We start from the raw sequence: 24,365 nt of genomic DNA on the forward strand, positions 1-24,365 counted from the left end.
CGCTTTGAGTCGCGAGCTGTGAGAAATCAGGGTCGGGACCCCTTCCTGGGCGACCTCACGTATGAGCGTCTCCAGCGCCTCTCCATGAAGGGCAAGACCATCCAGGGAGATTTGCGTCCCGCTGGCCCCGGTGGCTGCCATTTCAAAGGGGGTATCCACCGACTCGCTCACAATAAAAAACCGCGAGGCATCCGCTCCGGTGATGTCCACGGCCACTTCCGTCGCTTTTTTGAAGAGCTCCTCGCTGGAACTGATGGCGGAGAAATCATCCATAATGCGGTTCATGATGTTGAGCTCATCAACCTTGCTCACCAGCTTCGTGTTGAGGACTTCCAGCCGCTCTTTGCCCTCCACCTCTTTGGCCAGAAGCAGGTTCTTCAAAAAAAGCTCGCGCTCTCTGAAGACCCGGTTGACGCAAAGCTCCATCTGGTCGAGCTTCACCGGTTTGATCAGGAAATCAACCACCCCGTTTTTCAGCGTGGAAAGGGTGTTTTCAAGGGAGGGAAAACCCGTCATGACCACCACGGGGATAGAGACATCCCGCTGCCGGATATGTTCGGCCAATTCCAGGCCATCCATTCCAGGCATATTGATGTCGGTGAAGCAGCAGTCCACCTGATGGGTGGCCAGCATCTCAAGAGCCTGATGGCCATTACCCGCCGTCAATACCTCATAGCCTTTATGCCTGAAGTATTCACCGGTGATGTCGAGAATGCTCTCCTCGTCATCAACAAAAAGTATCGTTTCTTTTCTGCAGTCCGTCATGTGTTGCTTACCCATGGCATGGAATCGTCAACGAATGGCATAGTGAGCCCTCAGGTAGCCGTGTCACAGGGGCCGCAAAAAAGCACCGCAAATGCCGGCGCTTTCGTCTCCCCCTTCCAGATCTTCAAAGCCCCCTAAGGCGGCATGCCGCCATCATTTTTGCAGGCTTCGGTGCTTTGTGATACATCATAGATCATTTCATAGGCCTTTGCAAAAACTAACCCGATTTAATCCCGCCGGAAAGAAAGAAAGGGCCACCCGCGCCCCTCTTGGCCCCGCGCGGCCCAACCCACAGGGAGCCTTGCTCAAACCGTGGAGATACTCTTAGACAACCGGGCCACCCTCCTTCAGCCCCCCCGGGAGCTGAAGGAACGCATCAAACAAAGCCTGACACTCCCCAACCCCATCTGGCAGGAGAACCAGCGCCGTGGCCGATGGAACCGCGGGGTGGACAAGGATCTGCATTTTTATGTGGAGGAAGAGGAGGCCCTCATCCTTCCCCGGGGATGCATGCGGCTGATCATCACAGCCTGTCGGCAAGAGGCCGTCCCCTTTACCCTCACCGACCACAGGCGCACATGTGCCGAGGTCTCCTTTGATTTCACCGGTCGCCTGCGCCCCTTCCAGAAAGAAGCCTGCCAGGCGGTGCTGAAAAAAGAGTTTGGGGTCCTCACCGCCCCCACAGGGGCCGGGAAGACGGTCATGGCCCTCTACCTCGTGGCCGAAAGGCGTCAGCCCACCCTCATCGTGGTTCACACCAAAGACCTGGCCCGACAGTGGATCGCCCGCATCGGAACCTTCCTGGGCATCCCCGAAAAAGAGGTGGGCCTGATCGGAGGCGGCACCTTCCGCCTCGGAGAAAAAGTCACGGTGGCCATGGTCCAATCCCTTTACAAACGATCGGAAGAGGTGGCCTCAACCATTGGGTATCTGATCGTTGACGAATGCCACCGGGCTCCCAGCCGCACTTTTACCGAAGCGGTGAGCCGTTTCGACGCCCACTTCATGACGGGTCTCTCCGCCACGCCTTGGCGGCGGGACAAACTGTCCCGCCTCATCTTCTTCCACTTAGGGGAGTCGGCCTGGAAAATTGACAAGAGCCCCCTCATTGAGGAAGGGCATCTCTTGAGAGCCGAGGTCCGCTTCCGGCTCACCCCCTTCTATTCCGATATCGACGGGACCACCCATTATGCGAAGCTCATGGCACAACTGACCGGAGACACCGGTCGAAATGCACTGATCGTCAAAGATATTTTCGAAGAGCTTCCCCATACCCAGGGAACCCTGCTCATCCTCTCCGACCGGAAAGCCCACTGCGAAAATATGAGAACCCTGCTCCATTATAATCACGGCGTTGACGCCGACCTCATCACCGGAGACCTCACAAAATCAGCCCGGTCTGATGTGCTGGAGCGCTTGGAAAAGGGAGAAGTTAAGGTTCTTTTTGCCACCAGCCAGCTCCTCGGGGAAGGCTTTGACGCCCATTGCCTGGCCACCCTCTTCCTCACCTACCCCATTCGATTCTCCGGACGGCTGTTGCAGTATCTCGGTCGCGTCCTCCGCCCCGGCCCAGGAAAAGAGAAGGCACTCATCGTCGATTACGTGGATGTTGAAATCGGAATTCTCGAATCAGCTGCCCGGGCCCGGCTCGCCGTTTACCAGTCCAACAGCGTCGCCATTGCCCCGGGAACCGAGGTGACCTTACCGCCGTCGCCCGCCCTTCAATAACGGCTCATATTCACATCCCACCTCGATTGACAGAATTATATTCTGTCAAATTGTATTACTACAGAATTATATTCTTGACACCTTTCGGCCGGCAGAGGTATCTTTGTATAAAAATGGAGAGCACCCATGACCCTTGATTGCATCAGCCTGACCATCCTGAAAATACTTCAGGAAAAAGCCCGTATTCCTAATGTGGAGGTGGCCCGCCGTGTCAACATGGCCCCGTCGGCCGTCCTGGAACGGATCCGCAAACTGGAAAACCAGGGGTACATCGACGGATACGAAGTCATCCTCAACCCCAAAAAATTTGCACGAAGCCTCATCGCCTTCGTGGACATGGCCGTGGACGACGTCTCACGCCTGGACGAAGCCGGGGAGAGCCTGGCTGCCATTGATGAAGTTCAAGAGGTCCACTTTCTTTCGGGCGGCACCGGCTTTCGCATCAAAGTCCGGGTAGAAGACACGGCATCCCTTAAGGAACTCCTGACCCATACCCTCGGCTCCCTCGAGGGGCTGCGCCCCCTGGCCACCGCCGTGGCCCTGTCAACCTACAAGGAAACCTCCCAGATCCCCCTTGCCGCAAAGGAATGTGACCCATGCCCATGAGACCGGAATTCACCGACCGCTTGACCCCCGTCGTAGACCGCATTGCCGACCACTACGGCACCCCCTTTCATATCTACGATGAAAAAGGGATCCGCGACACCTGTCGCCACCTGAAAACCCTCTTTTCCGGCATCACCGGATTTTCAGAGTACTTTGCCGTCAAGGCGCTGCCCAACCCCGAAATTCTCAAAATTTTTAAGGAAGAGGGTTTTGGCTTCGACTGCAGCTCCACCCCGGAGTTACAGCTGGCCCGTATGGCAGGTGGGCACGGAGATGCGCTGATGTTCACCTCCAACAACACCACCGAAGAGGAGTTCCGGGCGGCAGCCGCCGAAGGGGGAAGCGTCCTGAACCTGGACGACATCAGCCTCATTGAGAAGGTCCCTGAGATGCCGGAGCTCATCTGCTTTCGATACAACCCCGGCAACCGGCGCACCGGCAACGAGATCATCGGAAACCCGCTGGAGGCCAAGTACGGTGTCAGCCACGATCAACTGGAGGGTGCCTACCGAAAAGCCATGGAGCGAGGAGCCACCCGCTTCGGCCTCCACACCATGCTCGCGTCCAACGAGCTGAACCACACCTACATGGTGGAGACCGCCGCCATGCTCCTCGACCGAATCCGGGATCTACGGAAAACCTTGGGCATCACCTTTGAGTTCATCAACATCGGCGGTGGCCTGGGCATCCCTTACGAGCCCGGCCAGGAAGCCCTCGACATCACGGCCATGGCCAAAGAAATCACCGCACTGTTCAACACCTTCGAAAAAGAAGAGGGGTACATGCCCCGCCTCTGCATGGAGAGCGGCCGCTTCATGGCCGGCCCCCACGGCGCGCTCGTCACCCGGGTCATCAACAAAAAAGAGACCTACCGAACCTACGTGGGTGTGGACGCCTGCATGTCTGCCCTCATGCGTCCCGGCATGTATGGGGCCTACCACCACATCACCGTCCCGGCCAAAGCAGACCTCCCCTGCGACACCGTGGTGGACGTGGTGGGATCCCTCTGCGAAAACAATGACAAATTCGCCATTCAGCGTGACCTGCCCGCCCTGGCAGAGGGAGATCTTCTCCTCATCCATGACACCGGCGCCCACGGCCACGCCATGGGCTTCAACTACAACGGCAAAATGCGCCCCAAAGAACTCCTCCTGGAGTCCAACGGCTCGGTCCACATGATCCGCAGGGAAGAGACCTTCGAAGATTACACCGCCACCCTCCTCTGCGACGCGGCCCCCTTCAACCCCACCGCGTAGGCCTGCCTCTTGAAACAAGGCAACGATTCAGAGTATGCCTCCGGCGGACCTGCCGGGGGCCAGACGTATGAAACCTTGGACAAGCAGGCTTTTATGGCACCCGTTTAAACAACAAAAGGGGAGCAACCGCCAGGCGGTCGCTCCCCTTTTTTGCTTACACATTCACAGCCATGGGTTTCCACCCATCAAAATCAAATGGCTTTCGAGTCCTCAAGGGCAAGGAGCACTACTTTCTGCAGCATCTTCTCTTTAAATGTTTTCGGTGCATCAAGGGAGAGACGTTTCAGATAAGGCTGAGCCGCATCAGGCACTGGCTCCAGGGCCTTTTTGATGAGATCCCGGCCCATGGCCACTTTCTTTTCTGCCCGGGACTTCACCCCTTTCAGGGCCTTGCCGAGGACAATCTCCTCCTCGGTGAAATCCGTCCCGAAGGGAAAGGGCTTAAAGAAGCCTCGGCTGCGGTATGCTTCCACCTGCTTTTCGAGCTTTTCAGGGGTGTTGTGCCTATATTTTTCAGGCAGTTGATACTCTGCCGGCACCTTCCCTTTGGCCTTGGCCTTGGCCAGAAGCTCATCTTGAAAACGGGAATCAGCGATGCAGATAAGGCGGGTCATGACTTCATGGTCCTGGCGCCCGCGCAAATCGGCAATGCCGTACTCCGTCACCACAATATCCCGTAAATGCCGGGGCACAGTGGTGTGATTGTATTGCCAGACGATATTGGAGGTGGCCTTGGCCCCTTGCCCTCGCGTACTGCGAATCATGGTGACCGCCCGGCCATCCGGAATAGCGTGCGCCATGGCGATAAAGTTGTACTGACCGCCGGGGCCACTGATAATGCGGTGGTCTTCCAGGCCATCGGCCACGGTGGCTCCGTTAAGCATGGTCATCAAGGCCGCATTGATATAGCGACCGTGTTTGCGCTGCGCCACACGAAGCTGATAATCATCTCCATAGAGCTGGTTGATCCAAGCCACGCTGCGCATGTCAATGAGCTTGAGCTCTTCTTCCGGCAAGGACTTCAGGGTGTCATAAAAGGCTTTGGGCCCGACAAAGAAGCCGGCATAAATCACCACGGCCTTGTCCAGGTTTTTGCCAAGGCAATGGGTTAAAACGGCGTCCAGGTTGGCCGCATCGGAGAGATCCGCAGAGAATCGCGCCTCCCCATCCACCAATTCGCCCTGGTCAAGGACAATGCCTTTTTTAAAGACACCAAAAGCGGTCAGAAAGGCCACATCCTTCTCACGGAGCTGCGGACGAATCGCGTCACGCTCCAGAAGGAGTTTCACCATCTCCGGGGTCACCTCATCGGTAATGGCCCCCTCATTGAGCAGAAGCTGAAGGTCCAGGTTCTCATAAACCTTCCGCTTGATCACGCCACATTGATAAAGATCCAGCAAGGTGTCCACAAACATCTCCGTGGAACTCATGATCCCCTCATCAAAGACGTCGACACCGCCCCACTCTTTAATCAGTGTGCCATTCGCCTCGAGGATGCCGGCCTCCGTCAGAAAGGACCGATACGCCTCGTTTTCCATGTGACGCATCATGATCCCCGCCACAATGGCATCACCCAGGGAACCGATGCCCACCTGAAGCGTGCCGCCGTCCTTGACCAGCACACTGGCGTTGAGCCCGATCATCCAGTCGGTGGTGTTCACCATCTCCTTGGGTGCGCTGAAGAGTTTGAACTCATAGTCAGGATTTTCGATGACCATATCAAAATGACCCGGATCCACCTTGGCGTCCCCGTACATGAAGGGCATATCCGTATTCATCTGGCCGATCATCGCCCGAGGAATCCCGTCGTCTTCATGGGTCCGAATAAACTCGGCCCCATCCAGGTGGGTATCAGGGTTGGTGCCTAAGGAGTACCAGAGTTTTCCGTCAATCTCCTTCTTGGTCACCAGCTGGGCCGCGACGTTACACTCCTGGATCAACGCATCTCGAATGGCATGGGTGTAGTTGGATCCGAGGTAATGCTGCTGCGCATGGGGGCAGTTCAGGAACTGCGCGGTACCGCTGTAAAATTCCACCAGTTCGAAGTTCTTGGGAATCTCATTCTTTCTGAGATCCAAGACATACTCAAAATCCGGAAAATCACCCCAGATACGTTCCACAATGGGCTGGAGAAACCGTCGTTCCAAATCATTGGTCCACGTGGGTTTTTCCAGCGACACGGCGGTCACGATTTTCAAGTGCATCTCGGGGTCTGTCTTCAACCGGCGGTACAGAGCGTTCACCAAATGATTGGGTTTACCAACCGCCAAAGGGATGGCAATGCCGACCTTCTTCCCAACCTTGGCGATCAAATCATCTACACAACGTTCCACATCTGCATAATAAACGGGTTCTCTTGGTTCCATAACTCTCTCCTGCCTCCTTACGATAGCAACAATTAGCCCCCCCTAATTTGGGCGCTCACCCTTTGAGACATCCTGCCCTCGCCGGGAAAATGATTGCTGTATTACATCAATAGAATTAAAATTCTATAATACAACCGAGTGGGGTTGTAAATCATAATCCCATTACGAAACAATACGAAACGTTTTAGACATTATTGTCATCTCTTTACTCTTGAACTTTTCATATATCATTGTTTTCGAAATCGACAAAAAAACCCCCCTGCAGCACAAGATGCGCTGCAGGGGGGTTCAGACTTATCTATTCAAGGCCTTCGTCGTCCCTCAAAGGGATTATGGAATGGCAACACCCTCGCCGGAGGCCAGGATTTCAACTGCAAACTCCGCCAGATCATCGGGAAGTTTTTCAAAAATCACCATAAAGGGAACAAGCTGGCCAGGCCGCACCCGGGCATTGATATTCTCGTTGCCCGAGGCCGTCTTCAACCTCTGATCGACTTGATCCAGGGTCAAGGTACCAAGCTCTGCATCCGTGATGATATTCCCGGCAAAGAACTCTTTCCCCTGAGCCTCATGGTTGTCCTTTGTAAAAAGACGCCCCATGAGACGGATGGAGTGATGGGTCTCCCGATAATTGTTTCTGACCTTTCCCGTAATCACAAAAAGATCTCCCAGGATGGGGCTGGTCATAAAACGCCCCGTCACATCCTGGGTGGCCAGGTTGAGTTTGCCGTCGGGATCTTTGACCTCGGGCTTCACCCAATCACTCACACCGGGGATGCCGAAGGAGGCCACCTGCTCACGGACCGTCTCCACCACCGCAATCGTGGGAATGGCGATCCCTGTTCTGTCGCGGATCTTACCCCGAAGGGCGTAGACACCCGCAAGAATGGCAAAAAGAAAAATGACCACAAGAAAAATCGTTACAAAGATTCGAAGGCCGCTGCCTCTGCCGCCATCAGCCGCAAAGGTATGAGATGCCTTGGCTTTGGATGAAGCACTCTGGGACGCATCCGATATCATCTCGTCCTCATCGATCTCAGCCATACCCATCACCGGCTCCGCCTGAGCCATCAGAGGCGTACTGACCACAGTTTCCTCCATGGCGGGGGCCAGATCCAGTTCCAACTCAAGATCAATCTCACCACTCAAATCAGACACCACATCCAAAGGCTTGTCGTCTTTTTCAAGCATCGCCTCAATGTCACTGAAATCGGATTCACCCAGAGGTGCCGTGGAGAGGGGCTCAATCTCCTGAGTTTTCTCATCGGCCTGAAAGTCAAAATCGAGTTCCAACTCAATGTCATCATCTTCAGCCACGGTTAACTCGGAAGACGGCTCTTCCTGCAGCAGCCCCTCCAATTCGGAGAGATCCAGCTCTTCATCCAGAGAACTGTCCAGGGCCGCTTGCATGGGTTCATCCACACCCAGGTCCAGTTCCAGATCCAGTTCCATCAACCCATCGTCGTCTTGAGGCAACCCACCGCCCCCAACCGAACCAGCGCGTCCAAGGGCTGTCCCAGAAGGCCCATCATCGAGGGAAAGCTCCAGTTCACCGCCCCCCCCCAGACTCAGGGGCTCAATCTCTCGATTGTCCCGAGAGAGAGTCACCTCCTGGCTATCTCCCACCAGCTCAACATCGCTGAGGCCGTCATCCAGCGAAAGCGCCAGATCAGAAAAGTCGAGATCCTCTTCAGGCTCACCAGACGCCGCCGGAGCCTCCAGGGCCGCTTCAAGATCAGAAAAATCAAGGTCGTCATCAAACACAGGGGGTGCCGCCGAACTCCCTGTCTCCGGTTCAAGACCGAGGTCAGAGAAATCAAGTTCCTCTTCCGCGCCAGAGGATTCCAATCCCTCCCCAGTCAGCGCATCCTCCAGGCCAGAAAAGTCCAGAACCTCTTCCACCTCTTGCCCGCCGGCCTGCGCCACAGGCATGGACTCATCGTCCAGAGACAGATCCAAGTCCAGGTCGGAAAGATCGAGGTCTGACAAATCGAGGTCATCGGGAAGTTCATCGACCGTCCCTTCCGACAGGTCGAGGCCGCCAAGACCCAGGTCCTCCAAATTAATCTCTTCAATGGAGTCCAGAGGGGCCTCTTCCTGCTCTGGGGCCGGCTCTGGCTGAGGAACTGGAGCCGAGGGTGTTTCAGCAGCCCCCATGGCTTCAGAGTCATCAAAGGAGGAATCGTCCAGACCGAAAAGACGATCCAGTTCACGGTTCAACTCATCAGCCAGATCATCGCCTTCATCAAGGTTACGTGGTGGCTGGGCGTCAAGGGGGGGGGGCGCGGCAGAAACCGCTGCCGGTGCGGGTGCGTCGGGTTCCACGAAAGACGGGGGAGCCGTTTCCGCGAAGACTTTAAACACGTGCTTGCAACTTGAGCAGCGCACCTTGCTACCCGTGGGTTTGATCAGCTTGTCATCCAAAACAAACCTGGAATCACACTCCTGACACGTGATAATCATGTTCGCGTCCCCTTTTCATGATGCGAATGCAACCCATCCTGTTGATCGGTTCTGTTTACATTTTTAAATGATAAATTCCGGGCAGATGTCGGTAATCTTCGGCATAATCCAAGCCGTACCCAACCAGAAACCCTTCGGGAATTGTGTGACAGGCATAATCCACCTGGACCTCTATAGATCGACGTTCCTTCTTGTTCAGAAACGCACACACCTTGACACTGCGGGCGCCTTTGGACTTGAGGTAGTCCATAATAAACCCAAGGGTAAGCCCTGTGTCCACAATATCTTCCACCACCAAAACATCCATCCCGGCGACATCAAGATCCAGCTCTTTGGTGATCGTCGCCGTTCCTGAAGACTCGGAACTTTTCCCGTAACTGGAGATACCCAGAAAACCGATCTGAACAGGGACGGTAATCGCCCGCGCCAAATCGGCCATAAAGATAAAAGCACCCTTCAGGGCACCGACCATCGCCACGGTACCGTTCCGGTAATCGTGGGAAATAACAGCCCCCACTTCGGTGACACTTTTAGCGATTTCTTCTTTTGAAAGTACTTCAATAAGTTCTGACATTCTCATTACTTTATCATTACTTCATCGCTTGCGCTACACCTGTTTACACATTGATATAACACATGCGACCGTGTGTTCTTACTTTATAAATCAACGAAACAAAGAGAAACACCCTCCCCAAGGCCGTACATCAAAAAGCCATCGGATGTCAATCATTATAAGCCATTACAGCCCATTTTTCGCCAGATTCTCGACTGCCGTTCTCTGATCATCGGTCAGAGTTTTCGGTATGGTCACCCCTATTCGAACAAACAGATCTCCCCTGACGCCCCCCTTCATTTCGGGCAATCCCTTGCCAGGAATCCTTAATTTCGTTTTGTGCTGAGTGCCTGCAGGCACCTTCAGGTTAATCTCGCCGCCATCCAGCATCGGCACGGTGAGAGTGGCCCCGAGAAGGGCTTCTGAAACCTGGATATCGGTATCATAAATCACATGCTGACCATCGGGAACAAACCCGCCAGCCCCAACCACACGGGATTGAATATAAAGATCCCCGGCCGGGCCGCCCTGACGACTGGGTTCGCCCTTGCCTGTCAGCCTGAGCTTCTTGCCATCCACCATCCCCTGAGGAATACGCACATTGATGGTGGACGCACCCCCTCCCACGGACAGTGAGCGGGTGGTCCCGCTGAACACGTCCTGAACGGTCAAGGTAATCTCAAGGGTCTGGTCTGCCCCCTTCACCTGACGTCGGCCCTGGCATCCCTGACCGCCGCCACGGCCAAAGCCTCCGTTACCGAAGCCCCCTGAGTTCCCGCCAAAACCAAACTCACGGAAAATATCTCCGAGATCAAAGCCCCGAAAAATATCTTCCTGGCTGTAACGCTGCTGAAAACCAGAGGCCCCGTACGTGTCATACTCCTTACGCTTGGCCGAATCACTCAAAACCGCATAGGCTTCGCTGATCTGTTTGAACTTGTCTTCGGCAGCCTTGTCCCCCTTGGTTTTGTCAGGGTGGTATTTCATGGCCAGCTTGCGGTACGTTTTTTTAATCTCGTCATCGGTGGCGTTTCGCTCAACGCCCAACACTTTATAATAGTCCATATTGTATGATCCAATCGCAAGAGCCCGGCGCCAGAGAAGGAGTCCTTCCAAGCGTCAGGCCATACGTTATTGACGTGTTTTCATCCCCGATTGCTCAAACTGCAGGAGATCCCATCGCTTTCGATACCCGAAAAATAGGTTCATTGATTCACGGTGTCAAGGACAGTTCCCCCGGTCCGGGAGGTTTGAGCCACGTCGCCACCTCATTTCACCGCACAGACGCCCGTTTCTCACCGCGCCTCATTTTTCTTTCCGACCAGACGATCCAGCCGGAGGCGTTGCCGCTCATCAAACAGTCGTCTGGCCCCGACGGAAACGGCAAGAACCGCACCGAAGCCCGTCCCGGAACTGATAATGAACATGATCAGAATTTGATACTTCACCGCTTCCATGGGCGGACTCCCCGCCAGGATCTGCCCGGTCATCATCCCCGGCAGGCTGACGATCCCCGCCACCGCCATGGAGTTTAGGGTAGGAATCATGGCACTTCGAATGCTCTCACGCCGAATCGTACCAATGGCCTCATCCCAGGTCTGGCCGAGCATCAAGCGCCCCTCAATCACACCGCTGTCACGCCAGGCCGTGGAGGTGAGGCGCTCCATTCCAATGGCGATGCCCGTCATGGTGTTTCCCAGCATCATCCCCAAAAGAGGAATCGCATACTGGGGGGCATACCAGGGGTCAATGCGGATCACCGTGGTGAGCACAAGACAGGTAATGGAAAAGGAAGAGACGGTCATGGCCGCCGTTCCGGTGCCAAAGCCCCAGATCCCGGTGAACTGACGGGTCTGGCGACTCATCACCACCCGACCCGCCGTGGTCACCATCACCAGGGCGATGAAGGCCAGCATCCATGGCTGGGCTCGATCAAACAGGGTTTTCAGAACCATCCCCACCAGAAGCAGCTGAAGGGTGGTGCGCAGCGCCGCCACCACAATCTGCCGGGTCACCCCCAGGTCCATCCGAAAGGAGAGAAAAGCCAGGGCCACCACCAGCAGCGCGGCAATGGAAAGATCCATGGGGGACAAGGCAATCACTGCGTTCATCGGCAAGCCTCCCCGTCCGCGTCCCGCAGACACCCCTCGGAGTCAAAGGAAACCACCCGCTGGGCCACCCGTTCGAGCTGTGCCCTGCCATGGCCCACCCAAAGGACCGGCACCTGCCGCTCCCGGGCATACCCAAGGATCAACGCCTCCACCTGCCGGGTGCTGACCTCGTCCAGATTGGCCGTGGGTTCATCCAGAAGCAGGGCCAGAGGCTCTCGATCCAACAGGCGCAACAACGAAAGCCGTTGTCGCTCACCGCTGGAGAGACGCTTCACGGGCCACGAGAGAACCTCCTCACGAAGCCCCAGCACCGACGGCCTCACCTTTTCAGGCGCCAGAAAGTGCTCGCCCACCCCATCGTTCCACCAGGCACTCTCGCTGGGAAGCATCCCCACCCGACGCCGCCACTCCGAGGCAGAGAGGTCCTCACGCGCCATCGTCCCGAGGCGGACCCGGCCCTCATGGGGCTCCATATCCGCCACGGCTCGAAGAAGGGAGCTTTTGCCAATCCCGGAGGGGCCGGAAAGCCCCACACAACCGCCCGCAGGCACCGTGAGACGGACAGGCCCAAGGCCCCGGATGCACAACGCGTCAATCACGAGATCCATCCCCATGAGTTACCGCCCCTCACGCTTCTTCAGGTGAATCATCAACACAGAAATAGCAGAGGGCGTAATGCCGTCGACGCGTGAGGCCTGTCCCAGGGAGACGGGTCGCACGGCGATCAGCTTGGCCCGCAGCTCGTTGGAGAGGCCATGGACGGCCTCAAATTGAAAATCTTCCGGGATCCGGATCTTCTCCAGGTGCTTGAATTTTTCTATTTCTGAAAGCTGCCGATCGATATATCCCTCGTACTTCACCTCAATCTCCACCTGCCTTGCCACCCGTGCATCCACAGGGGGCTCGGCGGGTGCCACCTCACGGACCACCTCGTAGCCGATCTTGGCCCGTTTAAGGATTTGATCGAGGGGAACCCCAGTCTTAAGCGGGGCGGAATCGCGCTCGGCCAGGTAGGCATTCATCTCTGGAGACGGCTTGACCACCACCCGGCGAATCCGCCCCATCTCCCGATCGATGGCAGCCTTGCGTTCCCGTACCTGCCGGGCAACGTCATCACTCACCAGGCCCAGCTCATGGGCTATTTCCGTCAAGCGGAAGTCGGCATTGTCTTCACGCATCATCAGGCGATACTCCGCCCGGGAGGTAAAAATTCGATAGGGTTCCAGGGTCCCCCGGGTGACGAGGTCATCCACCATCACCCCCATGTACCCCTGGGAGCGGTCCAACACAAAGGGAGCCCGTCCCATCACCTTAAGGGCGGCGTTGACGCCGGCCCAGAGCCCCTGGGCTGCCGCCTCCTCGTATCCGGAGGTGCCGTTGATCTGGCCGGCCAGGAACAGCCCGGCGACCTTTCGTGTCTCCAGAGACGGGCGCAGCTGCACCGGATTCACATAATCGTATTCGATGGCATAGCCGGGCCGGATGATCTCCGCCGCCTCGAACCCCGGAATCGACCGAACAAAAGGAATCTGAAGGTCCACGGGCAGACTGGTGCCCAACCCGCCAATATACATCTCCCGGGTATCGATCCCTTCGGGCTCCAGAATCACCTGGTGGGACACGCGGTCGGGAAATTTCACGGCCTTGTCTTCAAAGGAGGGGCAATACCGGGCCGACACCCCTTTAATCGTGCCGCAATAGAGCGGGGAGCGTGCGAGGTTTTCCATGACAACATTGCGGGTCGCCGCCGTGGTGTGACCGATAAAACTCGGCAGCTGCGGCAGGGGGGCGTGGGTAGAGGAAAAAGAGAAAAAACAGGGCACCTCGTCTGCCTGATGCACCTCAAGTTGCGAATAATCAATGGTATCCCGGTGGACACGCGGTGGGGTGCCGGTTTTCATTCGTCCCATCTCAAGGCCTAGCTCCCTCATGGAGGCCGCCAGTCCGTTCGAGGCAAACTCTCCGGCACGCCCTGCTTGAATGCAGCTCGTCCCCACATGCACCAGGCCGCTCAAAAAGGTCCCGGCGGCGATCACCACCGCCTCACCCTCATAACCAAACCCGGTCTGGTCCACCACCCCTTTGACCGCGCCTCCTTCCACCACAAGACGCTCCACCATCCCCTGCTTGAGATAAAGGTGTTCCTGGGCTTCTATGACCGCCTTCATGGTGCGGTGGTAAATATTCTTATCATTCTGGGTCCGCGTGGAATGAACGGCGGGCCCCTTCTTGGTGTTCAGGGTCTTGAACTGAATGGCCGAGGCATCCGAGGCCTTGCCCATCTCCCCGCCCATGGCATCCACCTCCCGCACCAGGTGCCCCTTGGCGGTCCCGCCGATGGAGGGGCTGCAGGGCATGCAGGCCACCTTATCCAGATCAATGGCCAACATCAGGGTACAAAGGCCCATACGAGCCGAGGCCAGGGCCGCTTCACAACCGGCATGCCCTCCCCCCACCACAATCACATCATATTTTCGAGTATTTGATACCATTACTTGCCTGCTTGTTTATCTGCCATCAGGATCCATCCGTCGGGAGTCATTTTCATTTCGACCTCACCCGCCGTTCGATGTATGATGGGCTGCTGCCGGGGGGACAGCCCCAACACAAACAGCCGGTTTTTACCGACTGGACTCTCCGGTCGCTTCGAGGCCCTGCATGGCGCAGGAGCCCGAAACGCCATCACTTTTTTACGCTCATCCCCTTATTATATTATCGGGTTTCAAGCAAGGTCAATATGAACTCAACTCAGGCAAAACGATACACCGACCTCAACAGCCACCTCAAAGAACGCTTCGGCAAGAGGGTCCAGAAACTCACCGTAGACGCTGGCTTTACCTGTCCCAACCGGGACGGCCACACCAGCACGGGGGGATGCATTTTCTGCAACGAAAAAGGGTCTGGAAACGGCGCGTACCAACTGGGCATCTCGGTCACCGAGCAGATCCAGCAGGGACGCCTGGCCCTTTTCAAACGCTACAAAGCCAAGCTCTTCCTGGTCTATTTTCAGGCATACAGCAACACCTACGCCCCGGTCAAACGCCTGAAAACCCTCTACGACGAAGCGCTGGCCTTTGATGACGTGGTGGGCCTGGCCATCGGGACACGCCCGGACTGCGTGGACGAAGAAAAACTGGCCCTCCTGGATGCTTACTCCCAGGAAAAACTGGTCTGGATAGAATACGGCCTCCAGTCGGCCCATGACACCACCCTGGCCGCCATCAACCGCGGACACGACGTGGCCTGTTTTAAAGAGGCGGTGGCCCTCACCCGAAAAATCGCCCCCAACGTCAAAATCTGCGCCCACATCATCCTGGGACTCCCCGGCGAGGATCGAGAGATGATGCTTGAGGGCGCCAGACTCCTGGCGGATCTCGGCGTCGACGGCATCAAGCTTCATCTGCTGTATGTGGTCAAGGGCACCGCCCTGGACTGCCTTTACCTGGACGGCACCTACACCTGCATGGAGGAGGACGACTATGTGGAGACGGTCTGCGACTTCCTGGAGCTGCTCCCCCCCGAGATGGTAATTCAACGCCTCACCGGCGATCCCCACCGGGACGAACTCCGCGCCCCCCAATGGCCCCTGAAAAAAGGCACCACCCTCAAACGCATCCAGGACACCCTGGAAACCCGGGGAACCGTCCAGGGGTCACGCTTCATGAATCGTTCCCAGGAATAACAAGCGTGTCAATATAGAGCCCTGTCGTGATCCACGGTAAGGCCAAAAAGAAAAATGAGCAGAAAGTGAGGGGGGATACCTCAAGATCACGGCATCAATGAAGCCATCATGCACCTTGATGGCTTCATTGCAACAGCAAACAGAAAATAGGGCCTTATTTATTACCATCTTTACTTCAGCTTACGGCTTCATTAATCGCAGCAGTAATTTGATCCGTTGATGGAACCTCACCATCGGCATTCATCACAATATGGTGCGGACCATCGAGTGGTGTATAACGAAAGGGTACTGTCGAATAAAAAACACCTACGCTGGGTGTATGGGTTGATACTGCCACATTCCGGACACCCGTATCGGGAGCGACAACCAATTTAACCTTGGCGATAAACTCGACCAGCTCTTTTAAAGGCAAGCATGGCTGTATGGAAATATTATTTTCCCCACAAAGATCTGTCAGAAAATCGCCCTTCTCAAAATCATTCTTTCCTTCCAGGAAAATATGCTGATAATGAGGAAGCTGTTCAGCAGACCTCTGAATCACTTCTTTCATTTGTTGCTGAGAGAGTATTTTTTTTAGAGACGATGCCCCATTGAAATAGAGAATAGTAGGGGTAGGATTGGAGTTATCAAAGAGTGTCAAATGACTTGGATAACCAAAATCAAGCGGACGAACAGGGTTATGCCCGAGCATTTTAAGCATATCAAGCATGCATTCCAGCTCTGCCTGGAAATCAGAACGGAATACAGCAACATTGTATAATGTACCGTAAAAATATGGCTTATAGGGAAAACCGAATTTTAGCTTTGCTTTACTATAAAATGTCATCCAGCGAGAGCGATTTGTCCCGGCAACATCAAAAATTATATCCTGCGCTTCCAGCTGCGTAAAATCCCGTAATCGCTCAGTAAGACTCATGCGCCTCTTTTGCTCTCTATCAGCCATTATAACTGTTTTATCCGCAAGGTCAGAGGGAATACCATACTGATAGTTTGCCACGCCAACCAGCGTGATCTCGGCATTAGGAAAAAATTTCCTTACTTCGATCAGAAATGGACGTACAATGACTTGATCGCCAAGAGCAGCATGACGAAAAATGGCGATTTTCTTTATCTTTTCTGGAGAAAACTCGTTTTGTATATAATTACGCGCTTTTTTAGACGCATACGCACCGCGCTGAAACCACAAATAATTCATATCTTTATGATCCAAACATAGTATTAACTAAAATCAACCGTTATAAAGCAGACCCCGCACTCAATATCGGCATATAAATTCCTGGAGCTCACACACCATGGCGTTGAATTCTTTTGATCTTCATGGAGTCAGAACCTTAAATAACAGCAACAATCATAAAGGACAAGTTTATGAAAAATAATGCATAATAGCTGAAGAGTGGTGCTGCGTATTGTCGGACTTTATGTCACCACACCCATAAAATCCGACAATACGTGCCAAGAGGGAAGCCAAGAGATGAGAGAATGAAGGGGTCAGTCGCTGCATGGCTGACAATTTTCCATCGTGCCGAAGCACCGGTGACGGACAGCAGGCGGGTCTTGGGTTGGCGGGAGAGGCAGGTTGAAACTAAGTTCATTGTAGAGTACAACCTACCACTTTGATTGCAGAGTATAGGCAGCTGCCTGAACTTTGTATATAGAGTGATGCATTCATTTCCATAGGGAATCTCCCCACCCTGCCCTGCAAAACGACCTGCCCCCAAAAGCCAGGCCGCCCCCCTCCGCCTATCTCGCGATGGCCTTGGCAATGGGGTACCGCCGCCCACAACCAAAGGCCTTGATCGTCACCCGCAACCCCGGCGCCGCCTGCTGGCGCTTGTACTCGTTAATCTCCACCCGTCGCACCACATCGGCCACCACGGCGGCATCGTACCCCCTCGCCACAATCTCTTCAGGGGCCATCACCTGCTCCACATACGCATGAAGAATGGCATCCAGATCCTCGTAGGGAGGCAGCTCGTCCTGATCGGACTGATCGGGGCGCAGTTCCGCTGACGGGACCTTGTCAATGATCCGCTGCGGGATCACCTCCTTTCCACGGTTGATGTACCGGGAAATATCCCATACCAGGGTCTTGGGCACATCCGAGATCACCGCCAGCCCCCCGTTCATGTCGCCATAAAGGGTGCAGTACCCCACGGCCAACTCGGACTTATTGCCGGTGGTAAGGACCAAAGAGCCTGTTTTATTGGAAAAGGCCATTAACAGGGTCCCTCGGACCCGAGCCTGGATATTCTGTTCGGTCACCCCGTGCTCCTCCCGACAAAAAATCTCGGAGGCCCCTAAAAAGGCATCGAACATCGAGGCGATGGGGACCACCTGATAGCCACAGCCCAAGGTCGCTGCCAGCCTTTCCGTGTCCTCATCATTGTCCGAGGAGGTATACTCCGAGGGCATATACACGGTGGAGACGTTTTTAGCCCCCAGGGCCTCAGCGGCCACGGCGGCGGTCAAGGCAGAGTCAATCCCGCCGGAGAGCCCGATCACCACCTTTTTGAAACCGCACTTGGTCACATAATCCCGAGTCCCCATCACCAGGGCACGATACACCTCCTCTTCCACGCAGGACGATGCCGGGGCAATCCGCTGGGGGCTCTTCTCCATGGGCTCGAAGACCAGCAGGTCCTCGACAAAGGATTCAGCGCGAGCCGCCAGGGTCCCATCGCTGTGGAATCCAAGGCTCGCCCCGTCAAAGAGCAGGCCGTCGTTTCCCCCCACCTGATTGACGTAGAAGACCGGCACTTTGTACCGCCCGGCCACGGATCCGATCAAATCTTCCCGGAACGCGGGCTTGCCGGCATTAAAAGGAGAGGCCGAAATATTAATCAGAAGCTCCGCCCCCTGGCGACACAGGTCGGCCACGGGATCCACGCGGTACTTCCGGGCAGAAAAAACTTCTTTATCGTTCCACATGTCCTCACAAATGGTGATGCCCAATCGAAGCCCGTTCCACACCACAGGCGTCGATTCCCCGCCCGGCTCAAAGTACCGGCGCTCATCAAAGACATCATAGGTGGGCAACAACCGCTTGCGTACCTTATGAAGCACCCGGCCGTCTTCAAAGAGAAGCGCCGCGTTGTAAAGATTGTTCTCACCGGGCTCGCCGTTTCGCTCCACATAGCCAAGAAGCACGGCAATGCCTTGAATGTTGTCCATCAACCGTTCCACGGCGTTCAGGTTGTCCGCAATGAAGGAGCGCCGCTCCAGAAGGTCACGCGGCGGATACCCGCTCACGGCCAGTTCCGGGAACACCACCAGTCGGCAACCGGCCTCCCGGGCCTTGTTCGCAACCGCCTCCATCTTTCGGCAATTGCCCTCAAAATCTCCGATAATCGGATTGATCTGCCCTGCTGCTATTCTCACCATATACATGCATCCGTGATTCCGCTTTTTCATTCACGCTCCGCTGTTGCGGAGCACCTATCCGCTTGATTTTCCGGCACTTTCACCCAGGGCCATCCATCATGACCCGGATAGTATCCCACCGGGCCACGGCGGTCAAACCCTATTCATACCAAGGGCTTATTCTCTGGAAGCCAGGGTATCTTTCAGGGGGCGGGTATGGTATATTCCCTGTCCGATTGTCATGCGCCTCAAATGGGTGTATTCCCAAATAAAAAAAGGCCCGAAAAGGCCCTGAAATAACCGACAGAGACTCCATGAACCCCACACATACGCGTTTAAAAGCCACCACCCTGACCGTGTCCGCAGGGATCCTCCTCCTGGCCGCACTAAGTACCCTCATCCCCTGGACCGGAGCCTCTGAAGCCAATGTCATCGGCTACAGATCCCTCTGCTCCTTTGCCCCCTTCTCCACCCTGATCTGCCTTATGGGAGCCAACCTTCTCCTGAGCCTTCGAAAACGCCTGCCCGAAACCCCAGAGGAATAGCCGTGCACAAAATCATCCGCCTCTGTCTGATCGGAGCCCTCCACCTCACCTGCTACCTCTGGTTCATTCCCCAGATCATCCTGCCCCGCTTCGGATCCACAGGATCCAAAATGGCCGTCGCCGGCGTGGTCGCCCTCTCCCTGGCTCTGGTCACCCTGATGTTTCGAAAGGGGAAAAAGCCCTAAAGCCCCCTCGTTAAGAGTCTTCCAGCTCCGTGCGGATCGTGTTGCGCACCCGGTTCACAATGGCTCCCAACTCCTCTTTGCCGTAAGCGCACACATCGACAGGCTCATGGATGACCATTTCCACCCCACCGGGCATCAACTCGGTGCTGCCCTTGGGAAGAATCCTTCGGGTGCCTTTGAGGGTCACGGGAAGAATGGGGAGACCCAGATCATAAGCAAACCGGAAGGCGCCTTTCTTAAAGGTCTGGAGGGAACCATCGTCACTTCGGGTCCCCTCGGGAAAAAAGATAACGGAGGTACCGCCCTGGATCTTCTCCCGGGCATGGTGGAGGGTGGCCACGGCCTTGGCGCTGTCCCCCCGGTCGATGAAGATATGCCCCATGCTCTTGCAGACCCACCCGATCAGGGGAACCCTCTCCAGCTCTTTTTTCATCACCCATTTGATGTCCAGCCCCAGCCAGCCATAAAGCACATAGATATCATAGTGACTCAAATGGTTGGCAACCACCACATACGAGGTCCCCTTCCGAACCTTTTCCCGCCCTCGAACGCCCACCCACATGGGGGCCACGGCGCTATTGATCCGGGCCCAGAAGGTGGCGATGGTTTTCGATGCGAGATTCGGTGAGACCGTCACTGAAAGGAGTACCGCCATCGGCGCAAGAATCAGGGTCGACAGTCCCAGGAAAGGGGCCACGACCCCCCATCGATACGGCCAGTATAAAAACCGTCCGAACCGATGCCACAGGCGGCCCGCCTGGCCCCATGCGCCCTCCACGTTGCCGTTCCACTCCTGGGCATACCTTCGTAAATAGGCTTCCACACTATTTTTTGACCCACTGCCAAGTGCCATCGTCTCTCTCCTGATGGAGGGTCCGCCGAGGCGGTACCGTGCATAGGATCATTGGCCAAGAAAAACCAGCCATGTCCCCTTATGTTAACTTTGTTACGTTTGAATCCATTCAGACAAACCAGCTCGTCCCTTTGAGGAAAAACCGCGCCCCCATGGAACAGCACCTGACGACTTCTACATCTTGTCCTTCACCTCATTCCAGAAACTCTCGACCCCCTCTTTCCAGCCACTCAGGTAGGTATCGATAAACCCCTGGAATCGTTTCTGGGCCGTGCGCCCGCTGATGGTGAACCGATCGGACTGTTTCTTGAGGACCTGGGAAAAGTAGTCCCCCAGGTGCTCGTCCTTGAAGGGATTTTTTTCAGGCCGCCACCCCAAGGCATATTGGAGCTCCCGATAATGAGCCGTCCTGGACCATTCCAGGCCCGCCTGTTTGCCCTCTTCAATAAAATTGGCTTCAAATTCAGCCTTTTCACGCCTCAGACGCTCCACCACACAGGAAAGATCCAGCTCGTCGTGAATCTTTTGCCGGAGTTCCTCTTTCTTACGAATCATATTGGACATCGACCGCTGAAAAACTTGCGAGAAATTCGTGGTCGAACGCCACTCTTTCATGCGCTCGTACAGATCATCAGGCACGCTGATCGTCACTTTTTTTGCCATACATTACCCCCCAAATTATAAAGTGTACCCGTTTCCAACTTGCCACACTCGTTTAATACGTGTCAATGAAACAATACGTACGCCGTTTGCCACTACGTACTCAGAGAAATAGAATAAATCCCCTGTGGCCCCCACCCCGCTTCTGTGGTAATGAATGATGCAGTTGTAAAACATCAAGGTTACGACGCCTCCCGGCCAGATTCCGGGAGCCTGTATGAATGGTTTTGGAGTGGTCAAATGAAACAATGGATTTTGGTCGTGGGTCTCCTCGTGCTGGCTACCGCCTGTGCACGTCCTCCCCAGTATGTTCCCAGCAAAAAACCGGCGCGGATCAATTACGAAACTGCCGTGGACGGTCAAATCAGCACCCTCTCCACCCAGGTGGCCAAACAGCTCACCCGCCGGCGCATCCGCCGCGTGGCTGTCAAAGAGTTCACCCGCATCGACGGCAAACGCAAGCAGCTGGAGAAATACCTGGAGATGGAGGTCTCGGACAAGCTGTTCAAGACCGGTTATTTCACCGTGGTACGCAGCGAAGTGCTGGAAGACCAGGGGGAAGACAGCGTCCTGGGGCTCGTCGAGAGCGCCGTGACCAAAAACTCAAAAATTAAAGAAGAAGATGCCCGCAAGGTGGGGCGCGCCCTGAATATCGACGCCATTGTGGTGGGCCATACGGTGGTGCTGGGCAATGCGGTAAAGCTCTCGATTCAGCTGATCTCCACCAGCACCGGCAGCGTCTTCGGATCCGCATCCACCCTCCTCTCCAAAGACCGGAATATCCGGACCCTTCTGGATGAAAAAGCCGCCGGAAAAGAGGCCTCCCTGGGCCGAAACGGGGAGTACGGAGAGTTTATCAATACCGGGGAAAACCAGTACCATGAGCTGGTTTCCGACCTCTACACCCTCTACGTCAAACAGGTCAACAACCACATGGACCTCTTTTCCGAAACCGGTCCCACGGTGGAGGTGTTCTTAAATGACGAATACAAGGTCCTGGGCATCGACGAAATGGTGACCTTCAATCTGGACGAAAAGACCTATGTGCTCACCTTGAGAAAGATCTCGGGGCGCAAGGCGGTCTTCAGCTTCGCCAAATTGAGAAACGCCTCCGACGACGAGGAGGACAACGCCGCGCCACCCCAGCCTTAGCGTTTGGGGGGCTCTGGAGTCGAAGGGGGCTGCAGCTTGGGATTGTTCCAGTGGCGTGTTTTGTCCCGGGTGCTCTTTTTTTCCAGATTTCGGGCAAGGGCCGTGGGGAGATCCACCCCGGTCTGGTTGGCAATACAGACCAGGACAAACATCACATCGGCCAGCTCATCGCCAAGATCTGGAGAGACATCCGCCCGCTTGAAGCTCTGGTCGCCATAAAGACGGGTCATGATCCGGGCCACCTCGCCGGCCTCTTCCAGCAGAAGTCCCAGGTTGGTGAGTTCAGAAAAGTAACGCACCCCGATCTCCTTCACCCACTGATCCACCATCGCCTGATATTCCCGAATGCCTGTGTCGTCTTTCATGAACGATTCCTTGATTTATAAAACAGAAGAGAGAGACGGCGCCTCATCCCCTGACAGCCTCATCCCCTGACACATTGCAAAGGGGGAGCCCTTTTGGTAGAGTTGGCGCGTCAAAATTCGACCCCGCACCGGAACCGTTGTTCCTTAACCCCCTTTTGTTCCGCGTGTCAAACGCTGGGGACGATCTCTCACACGATGCGATCGCAAAAAGCCACCGACAGAAACCGCGTGCCTCTTCTTGCGACGCCCTCAAATTAAGTGGATGCGTAAAACCATGACCAACCGAGTCGAACTCCTCGCTCCGGCGGGAAATCCCGAAAAACTGGAAATCGCCGTGCACTACGGTGCCGATGCCGTCTACCTGGCGGGCAAAACCTTCTCCCTGCGAAATTTTTCAGGAAATTTCACCCTTGAGGAGATGAGGCAAGGCATTCGCCATGCCCACGCCCACGGCGTCAAGGTCTATGTGGCGTGCAACGTCTACGCCCGAAACGACGAACTGGGTGCCATGCGGGAGTACCTCGCCGCCCTCGTCGAGGTGAAACCCGACGCCCTCATCATCGCCGATCCAGCCATCTTTGCCGCCGCCCGGGAGCTGGCACCCGACATCGACCTGCATATCAGCACCCAGGCCAACACCACCAACTGGGGCACGGCCCGTTTCTGGAAAGAGCTGGGCGCCTCCCGGATCAACGTGGCCCGAGAACTGCCCCTGACCGAAATCAAAGAGGTGGTGGCCCATGGCAACCTCGACGTGGAAGCCTTCATCCACGGGGCCATGTGTATCTCCTATTCCGGCCGCTGCCTTCTCTCCAGCTTCCTCACGAACCGGGACAGCAACCGGGGCCAGTGCAGCCACCCCTGCCGCTGGAAGTACAGCGTGGTGGAAGAGATGCGTCCCGGCCACTACCACCCTCTCCAGGAAGACGAGAGGGGCTCCTACATCTTCAACTCCAAAGATCTCTGCATGATCGAGCACATTCCCGCCCTCGTCGACTCAGGGATCGCCTCCCTCAAAATCGAAGGCCGCATGAAGGGGATCAACTACCTGGCGTCCGTGGTCAAAACCTATCGTGAAGCCATTGACGCCTACTATGAGGACCCGGAACACTATGTGACCCGCCCCGAATGGGTCGAAGAGCTCTCCCGCATTAACAGCAGGGAATACGCCACCGGCTTCTATTTCGGTTACGAAGGAGACACCACCCCCAATTATAAAGACACCCGGCCCGGCACCATCCATCGCTTCGCCGGCAAAATTATCAAGGTGGAAGGCCCCTGCGTTACCCTTCAGGTCCGCAACAAGATCATCACCGGACAGGAGATCGAGGTCCTCACCCGTCAGGGAGCCGCGCAATGCGACACCATCGGGTCCATCACAGACCTCAAGGGTGCCCCCCAGGAAGTGGCCCAACCCAACACCTGCGTCACCGTTACCCTCACGGGTCACTACGCCCCCAACGACCTGATCCGCATCGCCGAAGAGAGCACCTACGGCCAGGGCCCGGAGGCCTCCCGTCTTCCCGGCAGCGGTGGCAAAGGCCAGGGGTGAGCCCCCGTCTGTCCAGGGATCACCGGTATAAAAACAGCCTGTTTAAGGAACGTTGCATCCCTTAGACAGGCTGTGATAGTATAAGGAATCTATCCTGACAGTTTGCCACACACGGCGCCTCATCCTCCCCCTTTTTCGTCCCCCACCCCTGAGCCCCACGTCT

The 24,365-nt window shown here is 55.7% G+C and carries 21 protein-coding genes; 8 read left to right on the top strand and 13 right to left on the bottom strand.

Annotation, left to right across the window (positions count from 1 at the left end):
- Positions 1-765 (bottom strand): response regulator (locus Q1Q75_RS17400; RefSeq protein WP_300673196.1); only part of this gene is annotated, 765 nt, incomplete at its 3' end.
- Positions 766-1,077: 312 nt separating this feature from the next.
- On the opposite strand from Q1Q75_RS17400, the gene Q1Q75_RS17405 reads away from it, so the two are divergent.
- The 3 genes from Q1Q75_RS17405 to lysA all read left to right on the top strand — a co-directional run bounded on the left by Q1Q75_RS17405 (position 1,078) and on the right by lysA (position 4,355).
- On the top strand, positions 1,078-2,493 hold the full coding sequence (locus Q1Q75_RS17405; protein WP_300673208.1) for a DEAD/DEAH box helicase: 1,416 nt from the start codon (positions 1,078-1,080) through the stop codon (positions 2,491-2,493).
- Between the two features lie 126 nt (positions 2,494-2,619).
- Complete coding sequence (locus tag Q1Q75_RS17410; protein WP_300673210.1) at positions 2,620-3,099, top strand: Lrp/AsnC family transcriptional regulator; 480 nt, start codon at positions 2,620-2,622, stop codon at positions 3,097-3,099.
- Positions 3,090-4,355 carry a diaminopimelate decarboxylase gene (gene lysA, locus Q1Q75_RS17415; protein WP_300673212.1) on the top strand — a complete coding sequence of 422 codons (1,266 nt, stop codon included), beginning with the start codon at positions 3,090-3,092 and terminating at the stop codon, positions 4,353-4,355. Before Q1Q75_RS17410 ends, lysA begins: the two co-directional genes overlap by 10 nt.
- 191 nt (positions 4,356-4,546) lie before the next feature.
- Here the strand turns inward: lysA and Q1Q75_RS17420 are convergent, their stop codons facing one another.
- The 7 genes from Q1Q75_RS17420 to mnmG all read right to left on the bottom strand — a co-directional run bounded on the left by Q1Q75_RS17420 (position 4,547) and on the right by mnmG (position 14,340).
- Positions 4,547-6,721 (bottom strand): acetyl-CoA hydrolase/transferase C-terminal domain-containing protein, encoded by a 2,175-nt coding sequence (locus Q1Q75_RS17420; RefSeq protein WP_300673214.1) that lies wholly within the window; start codon positions 6,719-6,721, stop codon positions 4,547-4,549.
- A 330-nt stretch (positions 6,722-7,051) separates the two neighbouring features.
- Positions 7,052-9,184: a zinc-ribbon domain-containing protein gene (locus Q1Q75_RS17425; protein ID WP_300673216.1), complete on the bottom strand. Its 2,133-nt coding sequence runs from the start codon at positions 9,182-9,184 to the stop codon at positions 7,052-7,054.
- A gap of 55 nt (positions 9,185-9,239) precedes the next feature.
- Positions 9,240-9,758, bottom strand: a complete 519-nt coding sequence (gene hpt / locus Q1Q75_RS17430) for a hypoxanthine phosphoribosyltransferase (protein ID WP_300673218.1) — start codon at positions 9,756-9,758, stop codon at positions 9,240-9,242.
- 165 nt (positions 9,759-9,923) lie between these two features.
- A complete protein-coding gene (locus Q1Q75_RS17435) occupies positions 9,924-10,802 on the bottom strand; it encodes a J domain-containing protein (protein WP_300673222.1) in 879 nt (292 codons plus the stop codon).
- A 230-nt stretch (positions 10,803-11,032) separates the two neighbouring features.
- The gene (gene fetB / locus Q1Q75_RS17440; protein WP_300673225.1) at positions 11,033-11,848 is read right to left on the bottom strand and encodes an iron export ABC transporter permease subunit FetB; all 816 of its coding nucleotides are present in this window, start codon (positions 11,846-11,848) and stop codon (positions 11,033-11,035) included.
- The gene (locus Q1Q75_RS17445; protein WP_300673227.1) at positions 11,845-12,462 is read right to left on the bottom strand and encodes an ATP-binding cassette domain-containing protein; all 618 of its coding nucleotides are present in this window, start codon (positions 12,460-12,462) and stop codon (positions 11,845-11,847) included. Before Q1Q75_RS17445 ends, fetB begins: the two co-directional genes overlap by 4 nt.
- Before the next feature lie 3 nt (positions 12,463-12,465).
- A complete protein-coding gene (gene mnmG / locus Q1Q75_RS17450) occupies positions 12,466-14,340 on the bottom strand; it encodes a tRNA uridine-5-carboxymethylaminomethyl(34) synthesis enzyme MnmG (RefSeq protein ID WP_300673229.1) in 1,875 nt (624 codons plus the stop codon).
- A gap of 245 nt (positions 14,341-14,585) precedes the next feature.
- On the opposite strand from mnmG, the gene Q1Q75_RS17455 reads away from it, so the two are divergent.
- Positions 14,586-15,530 carry a TIGR01212 family radical SAM protein gene (locus tag Q1Q75_RS17455; RefSeq protein ID WP_300673231.1) on the top strand — a complete coding sequence of 315 codons (945 nt, stop codon included), beginning with the start codon at positions 14,586-14,588 and terminating at the stop codon, positions 15,528-15,530.
- A gap of 175 nt (positions 15,531-15,705) precedes the next feature.
- Here Q1Q75_RS17455 and Q1Q75_RS17460 read toward each other — a convergent pair whose 3' ends face one another.
- Positions 15,706-16,725: a glycosyltransferase family 9 protein gene (locus Q1Q75_RS17460; protein WP_300673233.1), complete on the bottom strand. Its 1,020-nt coding sequence runs from the start codon at positions 16,723-16,725 to the stop codon at positions 15,706-15,708.
- Between the two features lie 545 nt (positions 16,726-17,270).
- A complete protein-coding gene (locus Q1Q75_RS17465; RefSeq protein WP_300673235.1) occupies positions 17,271-18,941 on the bottom strand; it encodes an NAD+ synthase in 1,671 nt (556 codons plus the stop codon).
- Between the two features lie 263 nt (positions 18,942-19,204).
- Here Q1Q75_RS17465 and Q1Q75_RS17470 point away from each other — a divergent pair, with 263 nt between their 5' ends.
- On the top strand, positions 19,205-19,435 hold the full coding sequence (locus Q1Q75_RS17470) for a hypothetical protein (protein WP_300673237.1): 231 nt from the start codon (positions 19,205-19,207) through the stop codon (positions 19,433-19,435).
- Positions 19,436-19,437: 2 nt separating this feature from the next.
- Positions 19,438-19,620, top strand: coding sequence for a hypothetical protein (locus Q1Q75_RS17475; protein ID WP_300673239.1), 183 nt, complete (start codon positions 19,438-19,440; stop codon positions 19,618-19,620).
- 10 nt (positions 19,621-19,630) lie between these two features.
- Here Q1Q75_RS17475 and Q1Q75_RS17480 read toward each other — a convergent pair whose 3' ends face one another.
- Complete coding sequence (locus Q1Q75_RS17480) at positions 19,631-20,473, bottom strand: 1-acyl-sn-glycerol-3-phosphate acyltransferase (protein WP_300673241.1); 843 nt, start codon at positions 20,471-20,473, stop codon at positions 19,631-19,633.
- Between the two features lie 174 nt (positions 20,474-20,647).
- Complete coding sequence (locus Q1Q75_RS17485; protein ID WP_300673243.1) at positions 20,648-21,136, bottom strand: hypothetical protein; 489 nt, start codon at positions 21,134-21,136, stop codon at positions 20,648-20,650.
- A 237-nt stretch (positions 21,137-21,373) separates the two neighbouring features.
- Here Q1Q75_RS17485 and Q1Q75_RS17490 point away from each other — a divergent pair, with 237 nt between their 5' ends.
- Positions 21,374-22,285, top strand: a complete 912-nt coding sequence (locus tag Q1Q75_RS17490; RefSeq protein ID WP_300673245.1) for a hypothetical protein — start codon at positions 21,374-21,376, stop codon at positions 22,283-22,285.
- Here the strand turns inward: Q1Q75_RS17490 and Q1Q75_RS17495 are convergent.
- The gene (locus tag Q1Q75_RS17495; RefSeq protein WP_300673247.1) at positions 22,282-22,650 is read right to left on the bottom strand and encodes a nucleotide pyrophosphohydrolase; all 369 of its coding nucleotides are present in this window, start codon (positions 22,648-22,650) and stop codon (positions 22,282-22,284) included. The genes Q1Q75_RS17490 and Q1Q75_RS17495 overlap by 4 nt on opposite strands.
- A 274-nt stretch (positions 22,651-22,924) precedes the next feature.
- Between Q1Q75_RS17495 and Q1Q75_RS17500 the strand changes: the two genes are divergently transcribed.
- Positions 22,925-24,202 (top strand): U32 family peptidase, encoded by a 1,278-nt coding sequence (locus Q1Q75_RS17500; protein ID WP_300673250.1) that lies wholly within the window; start codon positions 22,925-22,927, stop codon positions 24,200-24,202.
- Positions 24,203-24,365 lie beyond the last annotated feature (163 nt).

This window comes from Desulfoluna sp. (assembly GCF_030145185.1).
Classification (GTDB): Bacteria; Desulfobacterota; Desulfobacteria; order Desulfobacterales; family Desulfolunaceae; genus Desulfoluna.